This window comes from Geodermatophilus sp. SYSU D01045 (assembly GCF_054050295.1).
The window spans coordinates 96672-115782 of sequence record NZ_JBJGZB010000011.1 but is presented as its reverse complement, the minus strand read 5'-3'; the positions used below and the strand labels follow the sequence as shown (position 1 = coordinate 115782).

17 protein-coding genes are annotated in these 19111 nt (G+C 76.0%); 6 read left to right on the top strand and 11 right to left on the bottom strand.

What is annotated here, in order from left to right; genetic code table 11:
* Positions 1-25 precede the first annotated feature (25 nt).
* Both ACI798_RS11120 and ACI798_RS11115 read right to left on the bottom strand, forming a co-directional pair.
* The gene (locus tag ACI798_RS11120; protein WP_456940024.1) at positions 26-685 is read right to left on the bottom strand and encodes a response regulator; all 660 of its coding nucleotides are present in this window, start codon (positions 683-685) and stop codon (positions 26-28) included.
* Positions 682-1989: an ATP-binding protein gene (locus ACI798_RS11115; RefSeq protein WP_457047932.1), complete on the bottom strand. Its 1308-nt coding sequence runs from the start codon at positions 1987-1989 to the stop codon at positions 682-684. The genes ACI798_RS11120 and ACI798_RS11115 overlap by 4 nt, the downstream gene beginning before the upstream one ends.
* Positions 1990-2114: 125 nt before the next feature.
* Between ACI798_RS11115 and ACI798_RS11110 the strand changes: the two genes are divergently transcribed.
* A complete protein-coding gene (locus ACI798_RS11110) occupies positions 2115-3008 on the top strand; it encodes a PspC domain-containing protein (protein ID WP_456940026.1) in 894 nt (297 codons plus the stop codon).
* Positions 3001-3300, top strand: coding sequence for a hypothetical protein (locus tag ACI798_RS11105; RefSeq protein ID WP_387987640.1), 300 nt, complete (start codon positions 3001-3003; stop codon positions 3298-3300). The genes ACI798_RS11110 and ACI798_RS11105 overlap by 8 nt, the downstream gene beginning before the upstream one ends.
* A gap of 61 nt (positions 3301-3361) precedes the next feature.
* Here the strand turns inward: ACI798_RS11105 and ACI798_RS11100 are convergent, their stop codons facing one another.
* A complete protein-coding gene (locus ACI798_RS11100) occupies positions 3362-3946 on the bottom strand; it encodes a dienelactone hydrolase family protein (RefSeq protein WP_456940027.1) in 585 nt (194 codons plus the stop codon).
* Positions 3947-4010: 64 nt separating this feature from the next.
* Between ACI798_RS11100 and ACI798_RS11095 the strand changes: the two genes are divergently transcribed.
* Entirely contained in the window at positions 4011-4697 is a 687-nt protein-coding gene (locus ACI798_RS11095) for a helix-turn-helix transcriptional regulator (RefSeq protein ID WP_457047931.1), read from the top strand.
* A gap of 3 nt (positions 4698-4700) precedes the next feature.
* Here ACI798_RS11095 and guaA read toward each other — a convergent pair whose 3' ends face one another.
* Genes guaA through guaB form a run of 3 tightly spaced genes read right to left on the bottom strand, consistent with a single transcriptional unit; the run spans position 4701 to position 8934 of the window.
* On the bottom strand, positions 4701-6263 hold the full coding sequence (guaA, locus tag ACI798_RS11090; RefSeq protein WP_456940029.1) for a glutamine-hydrolyzing GMP synthase: 1563 nt from the start codon (positions 6261-6263) through the stop codon (positions 4701-4703).
* Positions 6263-7399 carry a GuaB3 family IMP dehydrogenase-related protein gene (locus tag ACI798_RS11085; protein WP_456940030.1) on the bottom strand — a complete coding sequence of 379 codons (1137 nt, stop codon included), beginning with the start codon at positions 7397-7399 and terminating at the stop codon, positions 6263-6265. The genes guaA and ACI798_RS11085 overlap by 1 nt, the downstream gene beginning before the upstream one ends.
* A gap of 2 nt (positions 7400-7401) precedes the next feature.
* Entirely contained in the window at positions 7402-8934 is a 1533-nt protein-coding gene (guaB, locus tag ACI798_RS11080; RefSeq protein ID WP_456940031.1) for an IMP dehydrogenase, read from the bottom strand.
* A gap of 209 nt (positions 8935-9143) precedes the next feature.
* Between guaB and ACI798_RS11075 the strand changes: the two genes are divergently transcribed.
* The gene (locus ACI798_RS11075) at positions 9144-9536 is read left to right on the top strand and encodes a DUF5319 family protein (protein WP_456940032.1); all 393 of its coding nucleotides are present in this window, start codon (positions 9144-9146) and stop codon (positions 9534-9536) included.
* A gap of 102 nt (positions 9537-9638) precedes the next feature.
* On the opposite strand, the gene ACI798_RS11070 is transcribed toward ACI798_RS11075, so the two are convergent.
* Entirely contained in the window at positions 9639-11015 is a 1377-nt protein-coding gene (locus ACI798_RS11070) for a S1 family peptidase (protein ID WP_457047930.1), read from the bottom strand.
* A 172-nt stretch (positions 11016-11187) separates the two neighbouring features.
* On the opposite strand from ACI798_RS11070, the gene ACI798_RS11065 reads away from it, so the two are divergent.
* Entirely contained in the window at positions 11188-11814 is a 627-nt protein-coding gene (locus ACI798_RS11065; protein WP_457047929.1) for an FHA domain-containing protein, read from the top strand.
* A 27-nt stretch (positions 11815-11841) separates the two neighbouring features.
* On the opposite strand, the gene ACI798_RS11060 is transcribed toward ACI798_RS11065, so the two are convergent.
* From ACI798_RS11060 to ACI798_RS11045, 4 genes are all read right to left on the bottom strand, one after another.
* Entirely contained in the window at positions 11842-14142 is a 2301-nt protein-coding gene (locus tag ACI798_RS11060) for an ATP-binding cassette domain-containing protein (protein ID WP_457047928.1), read from the bottom strand.
* A gap of 14 nt (positions 14143-14156) precedes the next feature.
* On the bottom strand, positions 14157-15797 hold the full coding sequence (locus ACI798_RS11055) for a serine/threonine-protein kinase (RefSeq protein ID WP_457047927.1): 1641 nt from the start codon (positions 15795-15797) through the stop codon (positions 14157-14159).
* Between the two features lies 1 nt (position 15798).
* Positions 15799-17379 (bottom strand): zinc ribbon domain-containing protein, encoded by a 1581-nt coding sequence (locus ACI798_RS11050; protein ID WP_457047926.1) that lies wholly within the window; start codon positions 17377-17379, stop codon positions 15799-15801.
* A gap of 332 nt (positions 17380-17711) precedes the next feature.
* Positions 17712-18446 (bottom strand): response regulator transcription factor, encoded by a 735-nt coding sequence (locus ACI798_RS11045; RefSeq protein WP_456901378.1) that lies wholly within the window; start codon positions 18444-18446, stop codon positions 17712-17714.
* 244 nt (positions 18447-18690) lie between these two features.
* Here ACI798_RS11045 and ACI798_RS11040 point away from each other — a divergent pair, with 244 nt between their 5' ends.
* Positions 18691-18990, top strand: coding sequence for a WhiB family transcriptional regulator (locus ACI798_RS11040; protein WP_387987654.1), 300 nt, complete (start codon positions 18691-18693; stop codon positions 18988-18990).
* The last annotated feature ends 121 nt before the right edge of the window (positions 18991-19111 follow it).

Below are 19111 nucleotides of genomic sequence, written 5' to 3'. Positions count from 1 at the left end.
TCCGCCTTCCGCACGCGGGAGGCGGTCAGAGCAGGCGATTGGTCGCCGCCCAGCGGGTCAGCTCGTTGCGGTTGGACAGCTGCAGCTTGCGCAGCACGTTCGACGCGTGGGACTCCACGGTCTTCACCGAGATGAACAGCCGCGAGCCGATCTCCCGGTAGGTGTAGCCGCGCGCCAGCAGCTGCATGACCTCGCGCTCGCGGGCGCTGAGCAGGTCCAGGCCGGGGTCGGTCGCCGGGTCCTCGGCGGGCGCGGCCGACGGTGCGCTCGCGGCGAAGGCGTCGAGCACAAAGCCGGCCAGCCGGGGGCTGAAGACGACGTCGCCGTCGGCCACCCGCTGCACCGCCGACACCAGCTCGGGCCCGGAGATGGTCTTGGTGACGTAGCCGCGGGCGCCGGCGCGGATGACCGCGATGACGTCCTCGGCGGCGTCGGACACCGACAGCGCCAGCCAGCGCACGTCGGGCAGCTCGGCGCGCAGCGTCTCGAGCACGGACCGGCCCCCGCCACCGGGCATGTGGACGTCGAGCAGCACGACGTCGGGGACGGTGGCCCGGATGCCGGCGACGGCGGAGTCGACGTCGGCCGCCTCGCCGACCACGGTGACGGCGCCGCCGAGCTCGGCACGCACGCCCGCGCGGACCATGGCGTGGTCGTCGACGACGAAGACGCGGGGGACGCTCACGCGGCGGCCTCGCGGGGCAGCACGAGCTCGACCTCGGTGCCCTCGCCCGGCGCCGAGCGCACCGTCGCCGTCCCGCCCAGGCGGGTGAGCCGGCCGGACACCGAGTCGCGCAGCCCGCGGCGGTCGGCCGGGACGGCGGACGGGTCGAAGCCGGCGCCGCGGTCGCGGACGAACACCGACACCGACTGCGCGCCCACCTCGGTGTAGAGGTCGGCCGAGGTCACGCCGGCGTGCTTGGCGGCGTTGAGCAGCGCCTCGCGGGTGGCCGCGCCCAGCGCCGCGAGCGCGTCGTCGACGGGGGCGTCGCCGACGACGACCGGGTCCACGGTGAGCGCGTGGTCGCCCTCCACCTCGGCGACCATCTCCGAGACCAGTGCCGCCCAGGTACCGCCGCCGACGGACGACGCCGGCTCGTAGAGCCAGCTGCGCAGCTCCCGCTCCTGGCTGCGGGCCAGCCGCGCGACGGCCTGCTGGTCGGCGGAGTTGCGCTGGATGAGCGCGAGGGTCTGCAGCACCGAGTCGTGCAGGTGCGCGGCGACGGCGGCCCGCTCCTCGGAGCGGATGCGGGCGGTGCGCTCGGACTCGCGGGAGTCCAGCAGCCGCCGCCAGAACGGCGCGGTGGCCAGCACGACGCCCACCATGATGACCAGGGTGGCGACGAAGCCGTTGCGCGCCGCGGCCAGCTGACCCGTCGTCGCGAGCAGCAGGACCAGGCCGATGGCGGCGAGCGTCGCGCCGCCGGCGAGCACCCAGCGGACGCCGGGCCGGGTCAGCGTGCGGTCGGTGTCCAGCTGCCGCCAGATGACGGCGAGCCCGCCGCCGACCAGCAGCAGCGGGGCGATGAGGTCGTTGTTCCCCCACGTCGCCAGGTTGGTGACCAGCACCATCGCGCCGAGGCCGAAGAAGACCAGGCCGACGGTCTGCCGCCGGCTGGGCCGGGCCGCCGCGTCGGGGGCGACCTCGCCCAGCGGCACGAAGAACCACAGCAGCGCATAGGCGATGACGCCGATGCCCGTCACGGCCAGCGCGACGAACGCCGCGCGGACGACCAGCGGGTCGGTGCGCAGGTGCGCCGCCGTCCCCGCCGCGACGCCGGCGAGCATCCGGCCCTGCCGCGGGCGCACGAGCGGCGGGCGGGTGTCGGCCGGGCGGGTCGCCACGGCGGTCGCGCCCGCGGGAACCGGCGGGGTCCCGGTGGGCAGCAGGGTCCCGGTGGGCAGCGGGGTCTCGGTGGGCACGCCGACGGGCCCGGCCGGCGGGGCGCCGGCCGGCGGCCCGCCCGTGCTGGGCGCCGTCCTCGTCACGGCACCGATCGTCGCACCGCGCGCACCTCCCCCGGTACCGGGAAACCCCCGGACGAGCAGGACCAGGGTCGGATGGGGGCCTTCCCCGATGCCGCGGCGGGCGCCCGCTCGGCACGCTCTGTGCCATGACCGCCGCCTCCCCTCCTCCCGCCCCACCCTTCGACCCCCCGCCCGCACCACGCCCCACGCTCCGGCGCAGCCGCACCGACAAGGTGCTCGGCGGCGTCGCGGGCGGCCTCGCCGAGTACAGCGGCGTCGACGCGCTGCTGTGGCGGGTCGGCTTCGTCGCCCTCACCCTCGCCGGGGGCACCGGCGTCGTCGTCTACGGGCTGCTCTGGCTGCTCATGCCGCGCGGCCCGCGCCGGGCCGCCGACGGCACGCCCGCCGAGCCGCCGGCGCCCCGCTCCCCCGTCGCCGGGATGACGATCGCGGGGCTGCTCATCGTCGTCGGCCTGATGGTCCTGGTGACCCGCTACACCGACCTCGACCTCGGCCCCCGCGGGTTCCTCGCCGGCGCGCTGCTCGTCGTCGGCCTGGGGCTGGTCGTCTCGGCGCTGACCCGCGGCCGCACACCGCGCGGCGGGCTGATCGCGCTGGGCTCGGTGCTCACCCTGGCGCTGCTGTTCACCTCGTCCGTCCCCGCCTGGGACGCCGACGACCGCTTCGGACCCGGCGGCGGCGTGGGCGACCGCGACTACCTCCCGGCGACCGTCGAGGACGTGCGCCCCGTCTACCGCCTGGGCGCCGGCGACATGGACGTCGACCTCTCCCGGATCGACGTCGACGACATCGACGAGCCGGTCGAGGTGCGCATCGACCACGGCGTCGGCGACCTCGACGTCACCGTCCCCGACGACGCCGACGTGCGGGTCGACGTCCGGAACGGCATCGGCAACGCGGAGCTGTTCGGCCAGGACGGCGAGGACGGCTACTTCCGCGCAGCGGGCGGCGACAGCCGGCCCGAGTTCGTCCTGACCATCGACCACGGGGTCGGCGACCTGGAGGTGTCCCGTGCCTGACTACAGCGAGTTCCCCACCACCCCCACCGGCTGGCAGGAGCGGGCGCTGGCCGCCGACTGGCAGCACACCAGCGCCCTCCCGGTCGAGGCCCCCGCCCCGAAGCGGCGGGTGGACCTGGTCGCGCTGGTCCCGGGCGTCGCGTTCGTCGTCCTGGCGCTGGTCTTCCTCGCCGGGGTGACCGTGCCGCTGGGCTTCCTCGCCGACGGCGGGCTCCTGTGGCTGCTGCTGGTCGGCGTGGGTGTCGCGCTGATGGTGAGCGAGCTGCGGAGGGCGCGCCGCAGGCGCGGCTGACGACACGGGGCGGCCGGTGCGAGGGCCCGGGGAGCGAGCAGCTCCCCGGGCCCTCGCCGTGTCAGCCGGCGACCCGGTCGACGAACGCGAGCGCCCGGGTCCAGAACAGCCCGGTGGCCTCCGCGTCGTACTCCGCGGGCAGGGACGGGTCGGTGAACAGGTGCCCCTCCCCGGGATAGCGGAAGACCTCGAGCACCGCGCCCGCCGCGGCCACGTCGGCGGCGAACGCCTCGTCCCACTCCGCGGAGCGCTTCGGGTCGTCCGTGGTCCGGTGCAGCTGCGCGGGCAGCCCGGCCGGCCAGCCCGGCACCCCGAGGACCGCCACCGGCAGCGCACCGGAGACCAGCAGGACGCCGCTGCACCGGCGCTGCGTGGCCACGTGCTCGGCCATCCCCGCGCCGTTGGAGAAGCCGGCGGCCACGAAGCCGTCGGGCAGGTCCCGGACGGCGTCGACCGCGCGGGCCATGAGTGCCGGGAAGCCCACCTCGTCCACGAACGCCCCCGCCTCGGCGTAGCCGTCGAAGACCCGCCCGTCGTACTGGTCGACGACGCGGACCTCGTGACCGGCCGCTCTCAGCCGGTCCGCGGCATCGGTGATCCCCGGCCGGACGCCGAGGACGGAGTGGAAGAGCGCGATGGTCGTCATGGACCCACGGTGGCGGAGGTCCGGTGACACCGTCCTGTCACCGTCTCCTGCGACGATCCGCGCCGTGAACCGCACCGACCGGCTGCACGCGCTCACCGAGGAGCTGCGCCGCGCCGGGTCGCGTGGGCGGACGGCGCAGCGGCTGGCGGCGTGGCTGGAGGTGTCCACCCGCACGGTCAAGCGGGACGTCAGCGCGCTCCAGCAGGCCGGTGTCCCGATCTGGGCGACCTCGGGCCCGGGCGGCGGCTACGTGCTCGACGCCGCGGCCACGCTGCCGCCGGTGAACCTGACCCCGGCGCAGGCGGTCGCGGTCGCCGTCGCCCTGGCCGGCGCGGCGGACGCGCCGTTCGCCGCCGACGGCCGCGCGGCGCTGGAGAAGGTGCTCGACGTCCTCGGCCCGCAGGCCCGGGCGGAGGTGGAGCGGCTCGGCGGGCGGGTGTGGGTGCGGGCCCGGCCCACCCGGCGCCCGGACCCGGCGCCGGTGGTGGAGCAGGCGCTGGCCCGGCGCCGCGTCGTGGCGATCACCTACCGGGACCGGGCGGGGGCGGCGTCCCGGCGGCGGGTGGAGCCGCACCTGGTGGCCCGCACCGGGGACCGCTGGTACCTCGTGGGCTGGTGCCGGGAGCGCGACGCGCCGCGCTGGTTCCGCTGGGACCGCATCGAGGCCGCCGCCCTCACCACCGAGCCCGCACCCGAGCGCGACCCCGCCGCCTACGGCACCCCGCCGCCGGACGCCCGCGCGGTCAGGTGACCCTCATTCCCACTCGATGGTGCCCGGCGGCTTGCTCGTCACGTCGAGGACGACGCGGTTGACCTCGGGCACCTCGTTGGTGATGCGCGTGGAGATCCGGGCGAGCACGTCGTAGGGCAGCCGGGTCCAGTCGGCGGTCATGGCGTCCTCGCTGGACACCGGCCGCAGCACCACCGGGTGGCCGTAGGTGCGCCCGTCGCCCTGGACGCCGACCGAGCGGACGTCGGCCAGCAGCACCACCGGGCACTGCCAGATCTCGGAGTCGAGCTTCGCCGCGCCGAGCTCCTCGCGGGCGATCGCGTCGGCCCGCCGCAGGACGTCGAGCCGGTCGCGGGTCACCTCGCCGACGATGCGGATGCCCAACCCCGGGCCGGGGAACGGCTGGCGCTGCACGAGCCGGTCGGGCAGGCCGAGCTGCCGGCCCACCTCGCGCACCTCGTCCTTGAACAGCGTGCGCAGCGGCTCGACGAGGGTGAACTGCAGGTCCTCGGGCAGCCCGCCGACGTTGTGGTGGCTCTTGATGTTGGCCGTGCCGGTGCCGCCGCCGGACTCCACGACGTCGGGGTAGAGCGTGCCCTGCACGAGGAAGTCGACGGTCTCGCCGTGCGCCTGCGCGTCGGCGACGACGTCGGTGGCCGCCTGCTCGAACACCCGGATGAACTCGCGGCCGATGATCTTCCGCTTCTGCTCCGGGTCGCTGACCCCGGCCAGCGCGGAGAGGAACTGCTCGCTCGCGTCGACCACCCGCAGGTCGGCGCCGGTGACCTCGGCGAAGTCGCGCTCGATCTGCTCGGTCTCGCCCTGCCGCATGAGCCCGTGGTCGACGTACACGCAGGTGAGCCGGTCGCCGATGGCCCGCTGCACGAGCGCGGCGGCCACGGCGGAGTCGACGCCGCCCGACAGCGCGCACAGCGCCCGCCGGTCACCGATCTGCTTGCGGATGGCGGCGACCTGCTCGTCGACGACGTTGCTCATCGTCCAGCTGCGCTCGAGCCCGGCGATGTCGAACAGGAAGTGCTCGAGCACCGTCTGCCCGTGCGCGGTGTGCCGCACCTCGGGGTGGAACTGCACCCCGGCCAGCCGCCGGTCGACGTCCTCGAACGCCGCCACCGGCGCGCCGGTGGACGTGGCGGTGACGGTGAACCCGGGCGGCGGGACGCTGACGGCGTCGCCGTGGCTCATCCACACCGACTGCTCCACCGGCAGGTCGCCGAACAGCCGGCCCTGCGTGGTGACCGTCAGCGGGGTGCCGCCGTACTCGCGGTCGCCGGTGTGCGCGACCGTGCCGCCGAGCGTCTGCGCCATCGCCTGGAAGCCATAGCAGATCCCGAAGGCGGGCACGCCGCCCCCGAACAGCGCCGGGTCGACCTGCGGCGCGTCCTGCGCGTAGACGCTGGAGGGACCGCCGGACAGCACCACCGCCGCCGGCTCCCGCGCGAGGATCTCCGCCGCGGGCACCGAGGACGGGACGATCTCGGAGTAGACGCCGGCCTCGCGGATGCGCCGGGCGATGAGCTGGGCGTACTGCGCGCCGAAGTCGACGACCAGGACGGTGGGGAAGTCCATCAGTCGGGTCGACCGCCGATCACCAGGTCCACGCGCTGGAACTCCTTGAGGTCGCGGTAGCCGGTCTTGGCCATCGTGCGGCGCAGCGCGCCGAACAGGTTGGTGCGACCGTCGGCGGTCTCGGCCGGCCCGAGCAGCAGCTGCTCGAGCGAGCCGGCCGCCGGGACCGGCGCCGAGGTGCCGCCGCGGGGCAGCCGCGGGTGGGCGGCCACCGAGTCCCACCAGACCCCGCCACCGGGGGCCTCCTTCGCCGCGCGCAGCGGCTCGCCGACCTGGACGGCGTCGGCGCCGCAGGCCAGCGCCCGCGCGATCGCGCCGCTGGTCTCGATCCGGCCGTTGGCGATGACGTGCACGTACCGGCCGCCGGTCTCGTCGAGGTAGTCGCGGCGGGCGGCCGCGGCGTCGGCGATCGCGCTGGCCAGCGGCACCCGGATGCCCATCACGGCGTCGCCGGTGGAGAAGCTGTCGGCGCCGACGCCGACGATCACCCCCGCCGCGCCGGTGCGCATGAGGTGCAGCGCCGTCGTGTAGTTCGCCGCACCGCCGACGATCACCGGCACGTCGAGGTCGGCGATGAACGACTTGAGGTTCAGCGCCGCGCCCTGGGTGGTCACGTGCTCGGCGGAGACGATCGTGCCCTGGATGACCAGCAGGTCGACCCCGGCGGCGAGCACCGCGGGCGCGAGCTGCTCGGTGTGCTGCGGCGAGACGCGCACCGCCGTCGTCACGCCGGCGTCGCGCATCTCCTTGATGCGGGCGGTGATCAGGTCCGGCTTGACCGGCTCGGCGTAGACCTGCTGCAGGATCGACACCGGCGGCGGCGCCTCGGCGGCGGCGTCGCGCAGCTGCCGGTAGACCGGCAGCGGGTCGTCGTACCGGGTCCACAACCCCTCGGCGTTGAGCACGCCGAGGCCGCCGTTCCGGCCGACGGCGATCGCCGTCGCCGGGCTGACGACGGCGTCGCTGGGGCTGGTGACCAGCGGGATGTCGAACCGGAAGGCGTCGATCTGCCAGGCCGTGGAGACGTCGTCGACGTCGCGGGTGCGGCGGGACGGGACGATCGAGACCTCGTCCAGGTCGTAGCCGCGGCGGGCGAAGCGGTTGAGGCCGATCTCGACGGTGTCGCGGGCGGGCATCGTCACCGCCCCCGGTAGTTCGGCGCCTCGACGGTCATCTGGATGTCGTGGGGGTGGCTCTCCACGAGACCGGCCGAGGTGATGCGGGTCAGCTGCCCGCGGTCCTGCAGGTCGGCGACGGTGCCCGCGCCGGCGTAGCCCATCGACGCGCGCAGGCCGCCGACGAGCTGGTGCGCCACGGTGGCCAGCAGGCCGCGGTAGGGCACCTGGCCCTCGATGCCCTCGGGGACGAGCTTGTCGTCGGAGAGGACGTCGTCGGCGAAGTAGCGGTCGCGGCTGTAGGACTGGTTGCCGCGCTTCTGCATGGCGCCGAGCGACCCCATGCCGCGGTAGGTCTTGAACTGCTTGCCGTTCATGAACACCAGCTCGCCCGGGGCCTCCTCGACCCCGGCGAACAGTCCGCCGATCATGACCGTGTCGGCGCCGGCGACCAGCGCCTTGGCGATGTCGCCGGAGTACTGCAGGCCGCCGTCGGCGATGACCGGGACGCCGGCCGGCTTGCACGCGAGGCTCGCCTCGTAGATGGCGGTGATCTGCGGGACGCCGACACCGGCGACCACGCGGGTGGTGCAGATCGAGCCCGGACCGACGCCGACCTTGACCGCGTCCGCGCCGGCGTCGACCAGCGCCTGCGCGCCGGCGCGGGTGGCGACGTTCCCGCCGACCACCTGCACGCCGCCGTCGCCGCCGAAGTCCTTCCGGACCCGGGCGACCATGTCGAGGACGGCGCGCTGGTGGCCGTGCGCGGTGTCGACGACGACCACGTCGACCCCGGCGTCGACCAGCAGGCCGGCCCGCTCGTAGGCGTCCTCGCCCACGCCCACCGCCGCGGCGACGACGAGCCGGCCGTCGGCGTCCTTGGTGGCGTTCGGGTACTGGTCGCGCTTGACGAAGTCCTTGACGGTGATCAGGCCGCGCAGCCGGCCGGAGTCGTCGACGATCGGCAGCTTCTCGATCTTGTGCTGGGACAGCAGCCGCAGCGCGGTGTCGGGGTCGACGCCGACCGGGGCGGTGACCAGCGGCATCTTCGTCATGACGTCGCGCACGAGCCGGTTCTGGTCGGTCTCGAAGCGCATGTCGCGGTTGGTGACGATGCCGACCAGCACGCCCTCGTCGTCGACGACGGGCGCACCGGAGATGCGGTAGCGGGCCGACAGGGCGTCGACCTCGGCGAGGGTGTTGTCCGGCGAGCAGGTGACCGGGTTGGTGACCATGCCGGCCTCGGAGCGCTTGACCAGGTCGACCTGGCCGGCCTGCTCCTCGGCGGCGAGGTTGCGGTGCAGCACGCCCACGCCGCCGACCCGCGCCATGGCGATCGCCATGCGGGCCTCGGTGACGGTGTCCATCGCGCTGGAGACCAGCGGCACCGCCAGCCGGACGCCCCGGGTGAGGCGGCTGCTGGTGTCGACCTCGGCGGGGACGACGTCGGACTCGCCGGGGATGAGCAGGACGTCGTCGTAGGTCAGGCCGAGCGGGGCGAACTTCGCCGGCAGCTCGGGGCGGTGCCCGTCAGGTGCGTGGTCGTCGGGCTGCATGGTGCCGCCACCCTCTCCGTCGGCTTCGCCCCCGGCCGGGCGCGCGGGAACCGCCCACGATCGTAGGCCGGGCGCTCCGGCGCCCGGGACGCCGCCGGGCGCAGGCGTGGGAACCGTCGGCGCGGGCGGCTACCGTGGTCCCCCGGACGGGCGAGCCCGCGCGTCCGGGCCGGGACGCCCGCGCCGCCAGCACGAGGGAGGAGGCACCCGTGAGTCCCTTCGACGACGCCCCGGGGCCCGACTTCGATTCGCCGTCGGACCCGCCACCGCTGTCGATGGAGGAACGGGCCGGCGTCCTCGACGACCTGGCCGAGCTCGAGGTGTTCCGCACCCTGCTCGAGCCCACGGGCATCAAGGGCATCGTCGTCGACTGCCCGGACTGCGACGAGGAGCACCACGTCGACTGGGCGCTGATGCAGGCCAACCTGCGCCAGTTGCTCGAGGAGGGGCAGACCGGCCGGCACGAGCCGCCGTTCGACCCCGATCCCGACGACTACGTCAGCTGGGACTACGCCAGCGGCTACGCCGACGGGGTGGCCGCGATGGCCGAGCGCGAGGAGCCCGGCTCCGGCCGCACGGGCCGGCACGCCCGCGACGAGTAGCCGAGAACGCGCCGAGGGCCCTCTCCGATCGTCGGAGAGGGCCCTCGGCGCGTTCTCGTCCCGTCCCGGAGGGCCGCCACGGCGTCCCCCACTGCCGGCACGTCACCGGGTGAGCGGGCTCCCGCAGTCGCCGCAGAACCGGGCGCCGGTGGCGTTGCGCTCGTGCCGGCAGGCCGTCGCGACCGGAGGCCGGGGGGCGGTCCGCTCGATCAGCCGGGTCCGTTCCGCCCCGGCGGACCGGGCCGGCGGGGCCGGCGCCGCGGGGGTGGCCACGGGGGCGGGGGGCACCGGACCGGCGGAGGCGGGCGCCGGCGCCGTCCGCCGTCCCCGACCGCGGGTCGTGACGAACGCTCCCCCGGCGACCAGCGCGAGCAGGAGGACCGCCCCTCCGGCGCCGTACGCCCAGCCGGGCGTGCCGGGACCGGCGGACACCGGGGCCGCGGTCGGGTCGACCGGCCGGGCCTCCCCGGCGGGCACGGTCTCCGGGCCGCCGGTGCCGGTCTGCGGCTCGACGCCCTGCCGCTCGAGGAAGCCGCGCAGCGCCGCACCGTCGGTGATGAAGTTGAAGCTCTGCTCCTCCCCCAGGATGCCGAAGCTGTTGACCCCGAGGACGCGGCCGTCGGCGTCGATGGTGGGGCCGCCGGACATGCCGGCGGAGACCTCGGCGTTGATCTCGGTGTTCGAGACACCGCTCTCGCTCACCTGCACGGAGCTGACCGTGCCGGTCTTGAACGACGCCCGGAGCCGGTGGACGTCCGAGACGCTGGCGACCGAGTCCGGGTAACCGATGGCGGTGAGCGGGTCACCGATCTGCGGGGCGTCGGTCGCGATGGACAGCGGCGGGGTCGGCTCCTGGAGGCCGTTGGCCTTGAGCAGGGCCAGGTCGCCGTCCTCGAACGGCTGGTGCTCGATCACCTGGACGGTCAGCGGGTCCTCGATCACCGCGCCCTCGACCGCCGACGGCTGGACCACCCAGACGTCGGTCCGGTCGGGAGGGGCGCCCTCCTCGTAGCCCTCGACCCGCCAGGTCTGGGCCTCCTCCTCCAGGTGGAGAGCGTCGTTCTGCGCCAGGAACTCGCGCAGGACGGCACCCTCGATCTCCGCCGGGTCCAGGCAGTGGCCGGCGGTCACGATGTGCCCCTCGTCGCTGGCGAACCAGCCGGTGCAGCCGCTGTACACCGCGACGGGGTCCGACCAGGTCCAGCCGCCGTCATCCGTCGGGTACTCCACGTACCCGGTCCAGTCGATGCCGACGTAGACGAGGGACTTCTCGGCGTCCCCCGGCCCGGCCTCGGCCGGCGCCGTCCCCGGCGTCGCCGGTGCGGCGGAGGCGGTGGCCGGTGCGGCGACCAGCAGGGTCAGACCGGCCGCCGTCCCGACGACCACGGAGGTGAGGGTGCGCCGGGCCGGGGACGTCCGGACGGCGGTGTGGTGCGTGCGGGCCGCGGAGCGGGGCAGCGGCCGGGCGGTGGGGGTCATCGGAGGTCTCCCTTCAGCGGGGTGGGGCGGGTGCCCCTGACGCAGATCAGCGTCGAGCGCCCGCGACGGCCCCTCCAGGACCCCTGGGGTGGGTGTCCACCCACCCTCGGCACCCCCGGCGGCCGTGCGCGACACCGTTGCCGCGGGGAGGGACGGGCAGGACCATGTGCGGGTGTCCGGCGGCACGGCGAGCTGCCCGTTGCTCCGCTACACCGACGCGAACGGGGAGTCCGCCGAGTTCCTCCTCACCGGCGCGGCCCCGCGGGTGACGGTGGGCCGGTCGCCGGAGAACGACCTCGCCCTCACCTGGGACGCGGAGGTCTCCCGCCTGCACGCCACCCTCGAGTGGATCGGCGGCGCCTGGACCATCACCGACGACGGGCTGTCGCGGAACGGGACCTACGTGAACGGGACCCGCATCGCCGGCCGGCGGCGGCTGCACGCCGGCGACGCCGTGCGGGTCGGCGGCACCCTGCTCGCCTACCGCGAGTACGTGCCCCGGCGGGACGAGTCGACGCGGGTGGCCGCCGACGTGCCGACGCTGGGCTCGTTGACGGAGTCGCAGCGGGGGGTCCTCGTCGCGCTCTGCCGGCCGTTCAAGCACGGCGGCGCCTACGCGGTGCCCACGCCCAACCAGCAGATCGCGGCCGAGCTCGTCCTCAGCCAGGACGCGGTGAAGACCCACCTCCGCGCCCTGTTCGCCAAGTTCGACGTCGAGGACCTGCCGCACAACCAGAAGCGGCTGCGCCTGGTCGAGCGCGCACTCCAGAGCGGAGTCGTCCGCGAGCGCGACCTGTGAGCTCCCGGGAGGCCGGGCGGGGAGAGCTCAGCGGACCCCTGAACGCGACACCGACCGCGCCAGTGCCCACGCCGTCAGCGCGAGCAGGACCACCGACTGCACGCCGAGCAGGCCGAGGTCGAGCGCCCACCGCCCCGTCGTCGGGGTGAACAGCGGATCCGGCTGCGGACCGGACCGCGGCTGCAGCTCGGCCGTCGAGGCCATCGCGGCGTAGCCCGCGCGCGCGGGGAGCACCAGCGAGAACTGCTCCAGCCCCGTCCGGCCGGCCAGCGGGAACAGCCCACCGCAGAACACCAACTGGCCCATGACCAGGGCGACCAGGGCCGGCATCGTCTGCTCCGTGGAACGGGCCAGCGCCGAGACGGCCAGCGCGGCGATGCTCATCGTCACCCCCACGGCGGCGGCCGCCACCGCGATCTCGCACCGGCCCCACGGCACCAGCCGCGGGTCGTCGGGGCCGGGGAGACCGGCCAGCGCGATCAGGGTGAAGAGCACGCACTGGACGGCGACCGCGCCGCCCACGACCACGACCTTGGCGGCGAGGTAGGCAGTCGGCGAGAGGCCCACCGCGTGCTCGCGCCGGTAGATCGGCCGCTCCCCGACGAACTCCCGGACCCCCAGGGCGGCGCCCATCAGCGCCGCCCCCACGACCAGCACGATGATCCGTTGCCGCGCCTCGGCGGGGTCTCCCTCCGCCGCGGCCGTCGACAGCCCGGCGTCCCCGGGGAAGGCGTGGGCCATGACCCCGAGGACGAGCGGCATCCCGACCAGCAGGGCCAGGAAGAGCCGGTCGGCGGCGACGACGGCGAGGTTGCGCCGGACCAGGGTGCCCAGCTGCCGCACCGGCGCCGGCCGCGGCGGCGTCGGAGCCCGCCGGGCGGGAGCCGGTGCCCGGCCCGACGACGTCGGCTCGACGTAGGCCCGGCGGACCGACGACTCGGCGAACCGGCTCACCCAGCCGGGGTCCTCCAGCGCCGCGAACACCGCCGGGTGGTCGGGCACCCCGAAGAAGGGCAGCAGCCGCTCGGGTGGGCCGAAGAACGCCACCCGTCCACCCGGCGCGAGCAGCAGCACGCGGTCGCACCGGTCGAGGGCCAGCACGCTGTGCGTCACCACCACCACCACGCGGCCCGCGTCGGCCAGGTCCCGCAGCCCGTCCATCACCTGCCGGTCCAGCCCGGCGTCCAGGCCCGACGTGGGCTCGTCGAGGAAGAGCAGCTGGGGGGCGGTGAGCAGTTCGAGCGCGATGGACGTCCGCTTGCGCTGGCCACCCGAGAGCGAGTCGATCCGCTGGTCGACCTGCGCCGACAGCCGTACCTCCTCGAGGACCCGGCGCACCCGCTGGTCGCGCTCGGCGGCGGTGGTGTCGGGGGGCAGCCGGAGGCGGGCGGCGAGGTCGAGGGCGCGGCGGACCGTGAGCTGGCGGTGCAGGACGTCCTCCTGGGGCACCAGGCCGATCAGGTGGCGCAGGTGGTCGTACTCCTCGGACAGGTCGCGTCCGTCCCAGGTCACCCGGCCCTCGCCGGCCGGCCGGAGGCCGGTCAGCGCCCCGAGCAGCGTCGACTTGCCCGCACCGGAGGGGCCGATGACCGCGACCAGCTGGCCGGCCCGGACGGTCAGCGAGACGTCGTCCAGCAGGCGCCGGCCGCTCCGCGTCGTCACACCGAGGTGCCGGGCGCTGAGGGCGGCGCCGGGACGACCGGGGACGGTCGCGGCGCGGCCGTCCCACGTCAGCGTCGTCCCGCCGACGCCGATGCCGTCGCCCGCCGTCAGGACGGCGGGCCCGCGCAGGCGGACCCCGTCGAGGTGCGTGCCGTTGGAGCTGCCCAGGTCGCGGAGCACGGCGGCCCCGGACCCCGCCGGTACGTCGATCGCGGCATGGCGGCGGGACACCAGCGGGTCGTCGGCGAGCACGACGTCGCACGCGGGGTCGCGGCCGATGACCACGGTCCGGCCGCGCTCCGCAGCAGCGTGCCCGTCGGGAGCCGTCACGACGCGGACCGTCAGCTCCGGACCGCCGCGGCCCCCGAGCCGGACGCGGTGCTCGGCGCCCGGGGCGAGGACCGTCCCCGCCGCGTCCGGTCCGGCCGCGAGCTCCGCGCCGTCGACCCAGGTGCCGTTGCGGCTGCCGAGGTCCCGCAGCACCCAGCCCCGGTCCTCGTGCCGCAGCCCCACGTGCGTCCGGGAGACCTGCTCGTGGTCGAGCGGGACGTCGCACCGGGGGTCCCGGCCCGCCACCACGGACAGCGACCGGTCGAAGGTCCACACGCGGTCCCCCGCGCGCACCCGCAGGGTGGACTCGGCGCGGGTCCGGGATCCGCGGGTCATCGACCGGCCCCGCCTCAGCCGCCGGAGTCCAGGGAGGCGGCCACCCGGTCGAAGGTCTCCGTCTGCCCGGCGAACACCGACGGCGGCGCGAAGAAGACCAGGAGCTGGCGCGGCGAGGAGTCCAGGGCCAGCACCCGCAGCTGCAGCGAGGCGTCGCCCTCGAGCCCGAGCGTGCCCCGCAGGTCGGCCGCCCCGAGGTCGCCGACGGTCACGCTCTCCCCCGGGCGGAGCTCGGCCGCCCGGCCGGGCAGCAGCGCCTGCGCCGCCGGCAACTGGTCCCCGGGGGTCCCGCCGTCCAGCCGCGGCCGGTGGTAGATCGCCAGCCCGACGACGGCCTCGGGATCCGACGCGACCGCGTCCGCAGCGGCCTGCACACCCGCCGGGTCGTCGGCGAAGAGCGCGGTGAGGTCCGTCGGCGACAGCACGGTGACCGTGCTGTCGCCCGCCTCGTGCGTGTGCGCGGACCAGTCCTGCGGCACGTCGAGGGTGTAGGGCACGTCGGGGTCGGCGAACGTCGTGAGCTCCTGGTCACCACCGAGGAGCAGGACCAGCCCGCCCGCCACGGCGACCGCCACCAGGGCCACCGCCGCCGCCACCAGCCGGCCGACCGGCCACCGTCGACCGCGACCGCGACCGCGACCGGGGACGGCGGGTGCGGGGCGGGGACCGTCCTCACCACTCACCGGCGGTCGCGCGGGCGGGGGCGGGCCCGCGGGAGGCGGCGACCGGTGCGGCGGCGGACCCGGGCGGGGCGCTCCGGTCGTCCCCGGCTCCGCCGGCGGAGGGCCGTGGTGCGGCCTCGTCGACGACCGGTCCTCCATGAGGGCCACCAGCGCCCCGCAGGTCTCCGGCCGCTCCTCCCGCGACTTGGCCATCCCGGCGGTCAGCGCCTCGTCCACGGAGGGCGTGAGCCCGGGCTGCAGCGCGCCGGCCCGTGGGGGCATGCGCGACAGGTGCGCCCACATCAGCGCGACGTCGTCCTCCTCGTCGAACGGAGGCCGCCCCACGAGCACGGCGTAGGCGACGCACGCGAAGGAGTAGACGTCCGCGCGCCCGTCGACCGGGTCGCCGCGGATCTGCTCGGGGGCGACGTAGTCGAGCGTGCCGAGGAAGTGGCCGGTCGTCGTCAGCCCGGAGATCGACGTCGAGCGACGGGTCAACCCGAAGTCGGTGAGGTAGGCGTGCCGGTGGCCCTTGCGGTTCGGGTCGGCGAGCAGGACGTTGCCCGGCTTGACGTCGCGGTGGACCAGCCCGGCGGCGTGCGCGGCGTCCAGCGCGTCGGCCAGCTGCTGCAGCACCGGCAGGGCCTCGGGCAGCGGCAGCCGGGTCCTCCGGTCGAGCTCGGCGCGCAGGTCGACGCCGGGGACGTAGCGCATGGCGATGAACAGCTGACCGCCGGCGTCCCCCGCCTCGTAGATCGGGATGATGTTCGGGTGGTCCACCGCGGCCGCCAGCCGCGACTCGCGCAGGAACCGGGTCCGGAAGTTCTGGTGCGCGGTGAACTCGGGCGCCAGCAGCTTCAGGGCCACCGTCCGTTCCAGACGGAGGTCCCGGGCCCGGTAGACGACGCCCATGCCACCGCGGCCCACGACCGACAGCACCTCGTAGTCGGCGAACGTCGTCCCCGGCTCCAGGAACGGCTGGTGGGAGCGCATCTCAGGTGACCGGCGACCCGCACCAGGCGCAGAAGCGGGCGTTCTCCCGCACCGTCCCGCCACAGTCCGAGCAGAAGGCCACGGACCGCCGCGACGGCGGCTGCGGGTCCCCCACCCCGGCCGGCGCCTCCCGCACGCGGACCCCGTCCCGCTCGGCCGGCTCGTCGTCCCCGGCCGGTGCCTCGGCGGGGGCGGTCGCCGGGAGCTGCCCCCAGGCCGCGGGCCTTCCGGTGGACGCCGGGACGGGCACCTGTTCCGGCCGCGGGGCGGCGGTCGTCGGCGCCGGCGGAGGTGGGGACGGCGCGCGCGGGGAGGGCGGGGGTGGGGACGGCGGGACGGCGGCGCCCGGACGGTCACCGCGCGCCCGCCGGCGCCGGAGGAACAGCGCCGCCGCGAGCAGCGCGAGCAGGACGAGCACGCCCAGCGCCACCCAGGTGACCGCGCTGCCGAACGGGCTCCCGTCGTCGTCCGCCGCGGAGGCGGTGTCCGCACCGGTCCCGCCGGCCGCCCGCGCCTCCTCGAGGTACCGGGCGGCGAGCGCGGAGTCGTAGTAGCTGAGCGCCTCCTGGAACGCGCTCGCGGCCGGCCCCTGCCCGTGTCCGCTGACGAGGTGGTCGACGCCCCGGCGGAACACCGCGTCGAACTCCGAGCCGCTGGGCTCCACGCCGGCCGCCGCGAACGCGTCGTGCAGCGCCTGCGCCGGGACCAGGGTCGCCGTCCCGTCCACGGTGGTGGCCAGCCCGACGACCGCACCGGTGGCCGGGTCGACCACCGGCCCCCCGGTCAACGCGGCCTCCGTCGTGCTCAGGTCGCCCTCGACCGACAGCGCCCCCGTCGCGGCGTCGGTGTGGACGCCCACCTCCGCGGCCGGCACGCCGGGCGCGGGGGGTTCGGTGAAGCCCAGGAGCAGACCGTGCTCGGCGACCTCCTGGCCGGGGTCCGCGACCTCCGCCGTGGGGGTCCCGCCACCGCCGCTGATCCGCAGCAGCCCGACGTCGGCCGGCCCGCCCGAGGTCGAGACCGGGTTCGCCGGCGTGCCGACGCCGTCCTGGGTGTAGGGGACGACCTGGAAGTGGGGTTCGAAGAACAGGATGCAGTGCTCCTGCTGCTCGTAGCAGTGCTGGAGGTGCGGAGCCCAGTAGGGGTCGACCGCCTGCGCCGGGCGCGAGGGATCACCGTCGTTGCCCACCAGGGCGGTCCCGATCTGCTCCTGGAACAGCGTGTTCGCCGCGTGGACGACGACCTGGTCGTCGGTGACGGTGAGGACGGGTGCGGCCGTCGCGATGACACCCTCGGAGGAGACGAGGACCCCGGTCGCCGTCCGGATCGGCACGGTGTACCTCCCCCGCGCCACCGCGACCTCGCCGGTCGTGTGGTCGACGTGGGCGATCTCGGCCAGCGCGGAGACCTCGATCCGGACCAGCGCCGCCTTCGACCCCTCGACGCCGCTGACCAGGTCGCCGTCGGCGGAGTGGACCGGGTCCTCCGCGGCCCCGGCGGGACCGCCGGCGGCCGACGGCACCAGCGCCAGGAGGAGGACGGCGGCGCACTTCCTGCACGTGTCATGACGGCGACCGGCCATGACGGAGCCTCCCTGCCCGTTCAGCCCCCCGTGTCCCCCAGGGCCGAGATGCCGCGGAGAGTCCCGCCCGGTCCGGCGACCGTCAACCGTTGCCCGACCGTTGCTGCGCCCGGGGAGCCGGGGCCTCTCCCCACCACCTGCACGCCGTCACCCTGCGCCTCGGTCGGGGCGCTGACCGTCGCACTCGACCGTGCCGGCCCGCGCCCCGGTCGGTACTCCGTCCGGAGACGGCGGCGGGGCCGCTCACCACCGGGTGGTGAGCGGCCCCGCCGACGATCTGGAGGTCGACCACGGCCGGAGGGGCTCCGCCGCGGCCGGGGGGACCGTCCCGGTCAGCTCATCATGCCGCGGCGGAAGCCGGTGGCCACGGCCTCGGCGCGGTCCTTGGCGCCGAGCTTGCGGAACAGCCGGCGGGCGTGGGTCTTGATGGTGTCCTCGGAGAGGTAGAGCTCCCGGCCGATCTGGGCGTTGCTCTTGCCCTGGCTCATCCCGGTGAGCACCTGCATCTCGCGCATCGACAGCGTGACCGCCGGCGCGGCCTCGCGGACCGGGGTGCTCACCACGCGCGGGCCGGCGCCGTTGAGCGGCGTCGCCCAGGCCGGCACCGGGGCGCCGACCGAGTTCAGCGGCACCGGGGCGGGCGCCGGCTGCGGCGGGCGGCCGTCGGCGCGCAGGCCCACGCGGGACAGGCCGAGGCCCATCTCCAGGGCGCTGGCGTCCCAGCGGAGGTACCCGCGGGCCCCGACGGCGACCGCGGCGCGGACCGTCTCGGCGTCGTCGGGTGCGCCGAGCACGAGCACCGGGACGGTGGGGTGGGTCCGGATGACCTGGGTGGCGACGGTCAGGCCGGTGTCCACCGCGCGCTGCGTGCCGACCAGCAGCACGTCGGGCTGGCGGGTGGCCAGGCGCTGCACGAGGGCGGCGGCGTCGCCGACGACCTCGACGCGGCCCACGAACGGCAGGGCCACCAGGCGGGCGGCGACGTCGTCGCGGACACGACGGCGCTCGTCGTACACCCAGACGGTCGTGGCCCCGTGGCCCGGGCCGCGCATCCTGTCGTCGATCACGCTGTGCTCCTCGTCTCCCCCGGCCGTGGAGGGTCCCCGGGTCCCCACGACCCGGAACGGCTACGGCCTGGAACGACCATGACCGGCGGTGACGGGGCACAACACCCGTGATCACCCTGCGGGGGGAGACGCGGACCGGGAAAATGTCCGATCGCCGTGTGTTTGACCGCGGGACCCCTCGGGCACCGGCTCCCGTGCGACCGGACCGCCCCCTCCGGCTCGCACCGAGCCGAGGAGGACCGTCATGGCCGACATCCGCCGTCTCCCGACGCCCGTTGCCGAGGTGTGGGACTGGCAGCTGCACGGCGCCTGCCGTGGTGAGAGCACCGCGCTGTTCTTCCACCCCGACGGCGAACGCGGTCCCGCCCGGGCCCGTCGCCAGGCCGCGGCCAAGGCCGTGTGCGCGAAGTGCCCCGTCGTCGAGGCCTGCCTGAAGCACGCCCTGAGCGTCCGTGAGCCCTACGGCGTCTGGGGCGGCATGAGCGAGGAGGAGCGGGCCCGGCTCATCGCCGCGGAGCCCGCCGCCGTCGCCGCCGGGGTCTGAGGAAGGCCGCTCCTCCCCACCACTCGCAGGCTCGCGGCGGGACCCCAGAGGGGGCCGCACCCGGCACTCGCGAACGAGAGGGCCGGTCCAGCGTCACGCTGGACCGGCCCTCTCGTCGTCT

Bases quoted from the DNA above. Each gene is read 5' to 3' on its own strand.
- ACI798_RS11040 (WP_387987654.1), top strand. From the start codon at position 18,691: ATGGCCGACATCCGCCGTCTCCCGACGCCCGTTGCCGAGGTGTGGGAC.
- ACI798_RS11055 (WP_457047927.1), bottom strand. From the start codon at position 15,797: ATGCGCTCCCACCAGCCGTTCCTGGAGCCGGGGACGACGTTCGCCGAC.
- ACI798_RS11070 (WP_457047930.1), bottom strand. From the start codon at position 11,015: ATGACCCCCACCGCCCGGCCGCTGCCCCGCTCCGCGGCCCGCACGCAC.
- ACI798_RS11050 (WP_457047926.1), bottom strand. From the start codon at position 17,379: ATGGCCGGTCGCCGTCATGACACGTGCAGGAAGTGCGCCGCCGTCCTC.
- ACI798_RS11110 (WP_456940026.1), top strand. From the start codon at position 2,115: ATGACCGCCGCCTCCCCTCCTCCCGCCCCACCCTTCGACCCCCCGCCC.
- ACI798_RS11085 (WP_456940030.1), bottom strand. From the start codon at position 7,399: ATGCCCGCCCGCGACACCGTCGAGATCGGCCTCAACCGCTTCGCCCGC.
- guaB (WP_456940031.1), bottom strand. From the start codon at position 8,934: ATGCAGCCCGACGACCACGCACCTGACGGGCACCGCCCCGAGCTGCCG.
- ACI798_RS11060 (WP_457047928.1), bottom strand. From the start codon at position 14,142: ATGACCCGCGGATCCCGGACCCGCGCCGAGTCCACCCTGCGGGTGCGC.
- guaA (WP_456940029.1), bottom strand. From the start codon at position 6,263: ATGGACTTCCCCACCGTCCTGGTCGTCGACTTCGGCGCGCAGTACGCC.
- ACI798_RS11100 (WP_456940027.1), bottom strand. From the start codon at position 3,946: ATGACGACCATCGCGCTCTTCCACTCCGTCCTCGGCGTCCGGCCGGGG.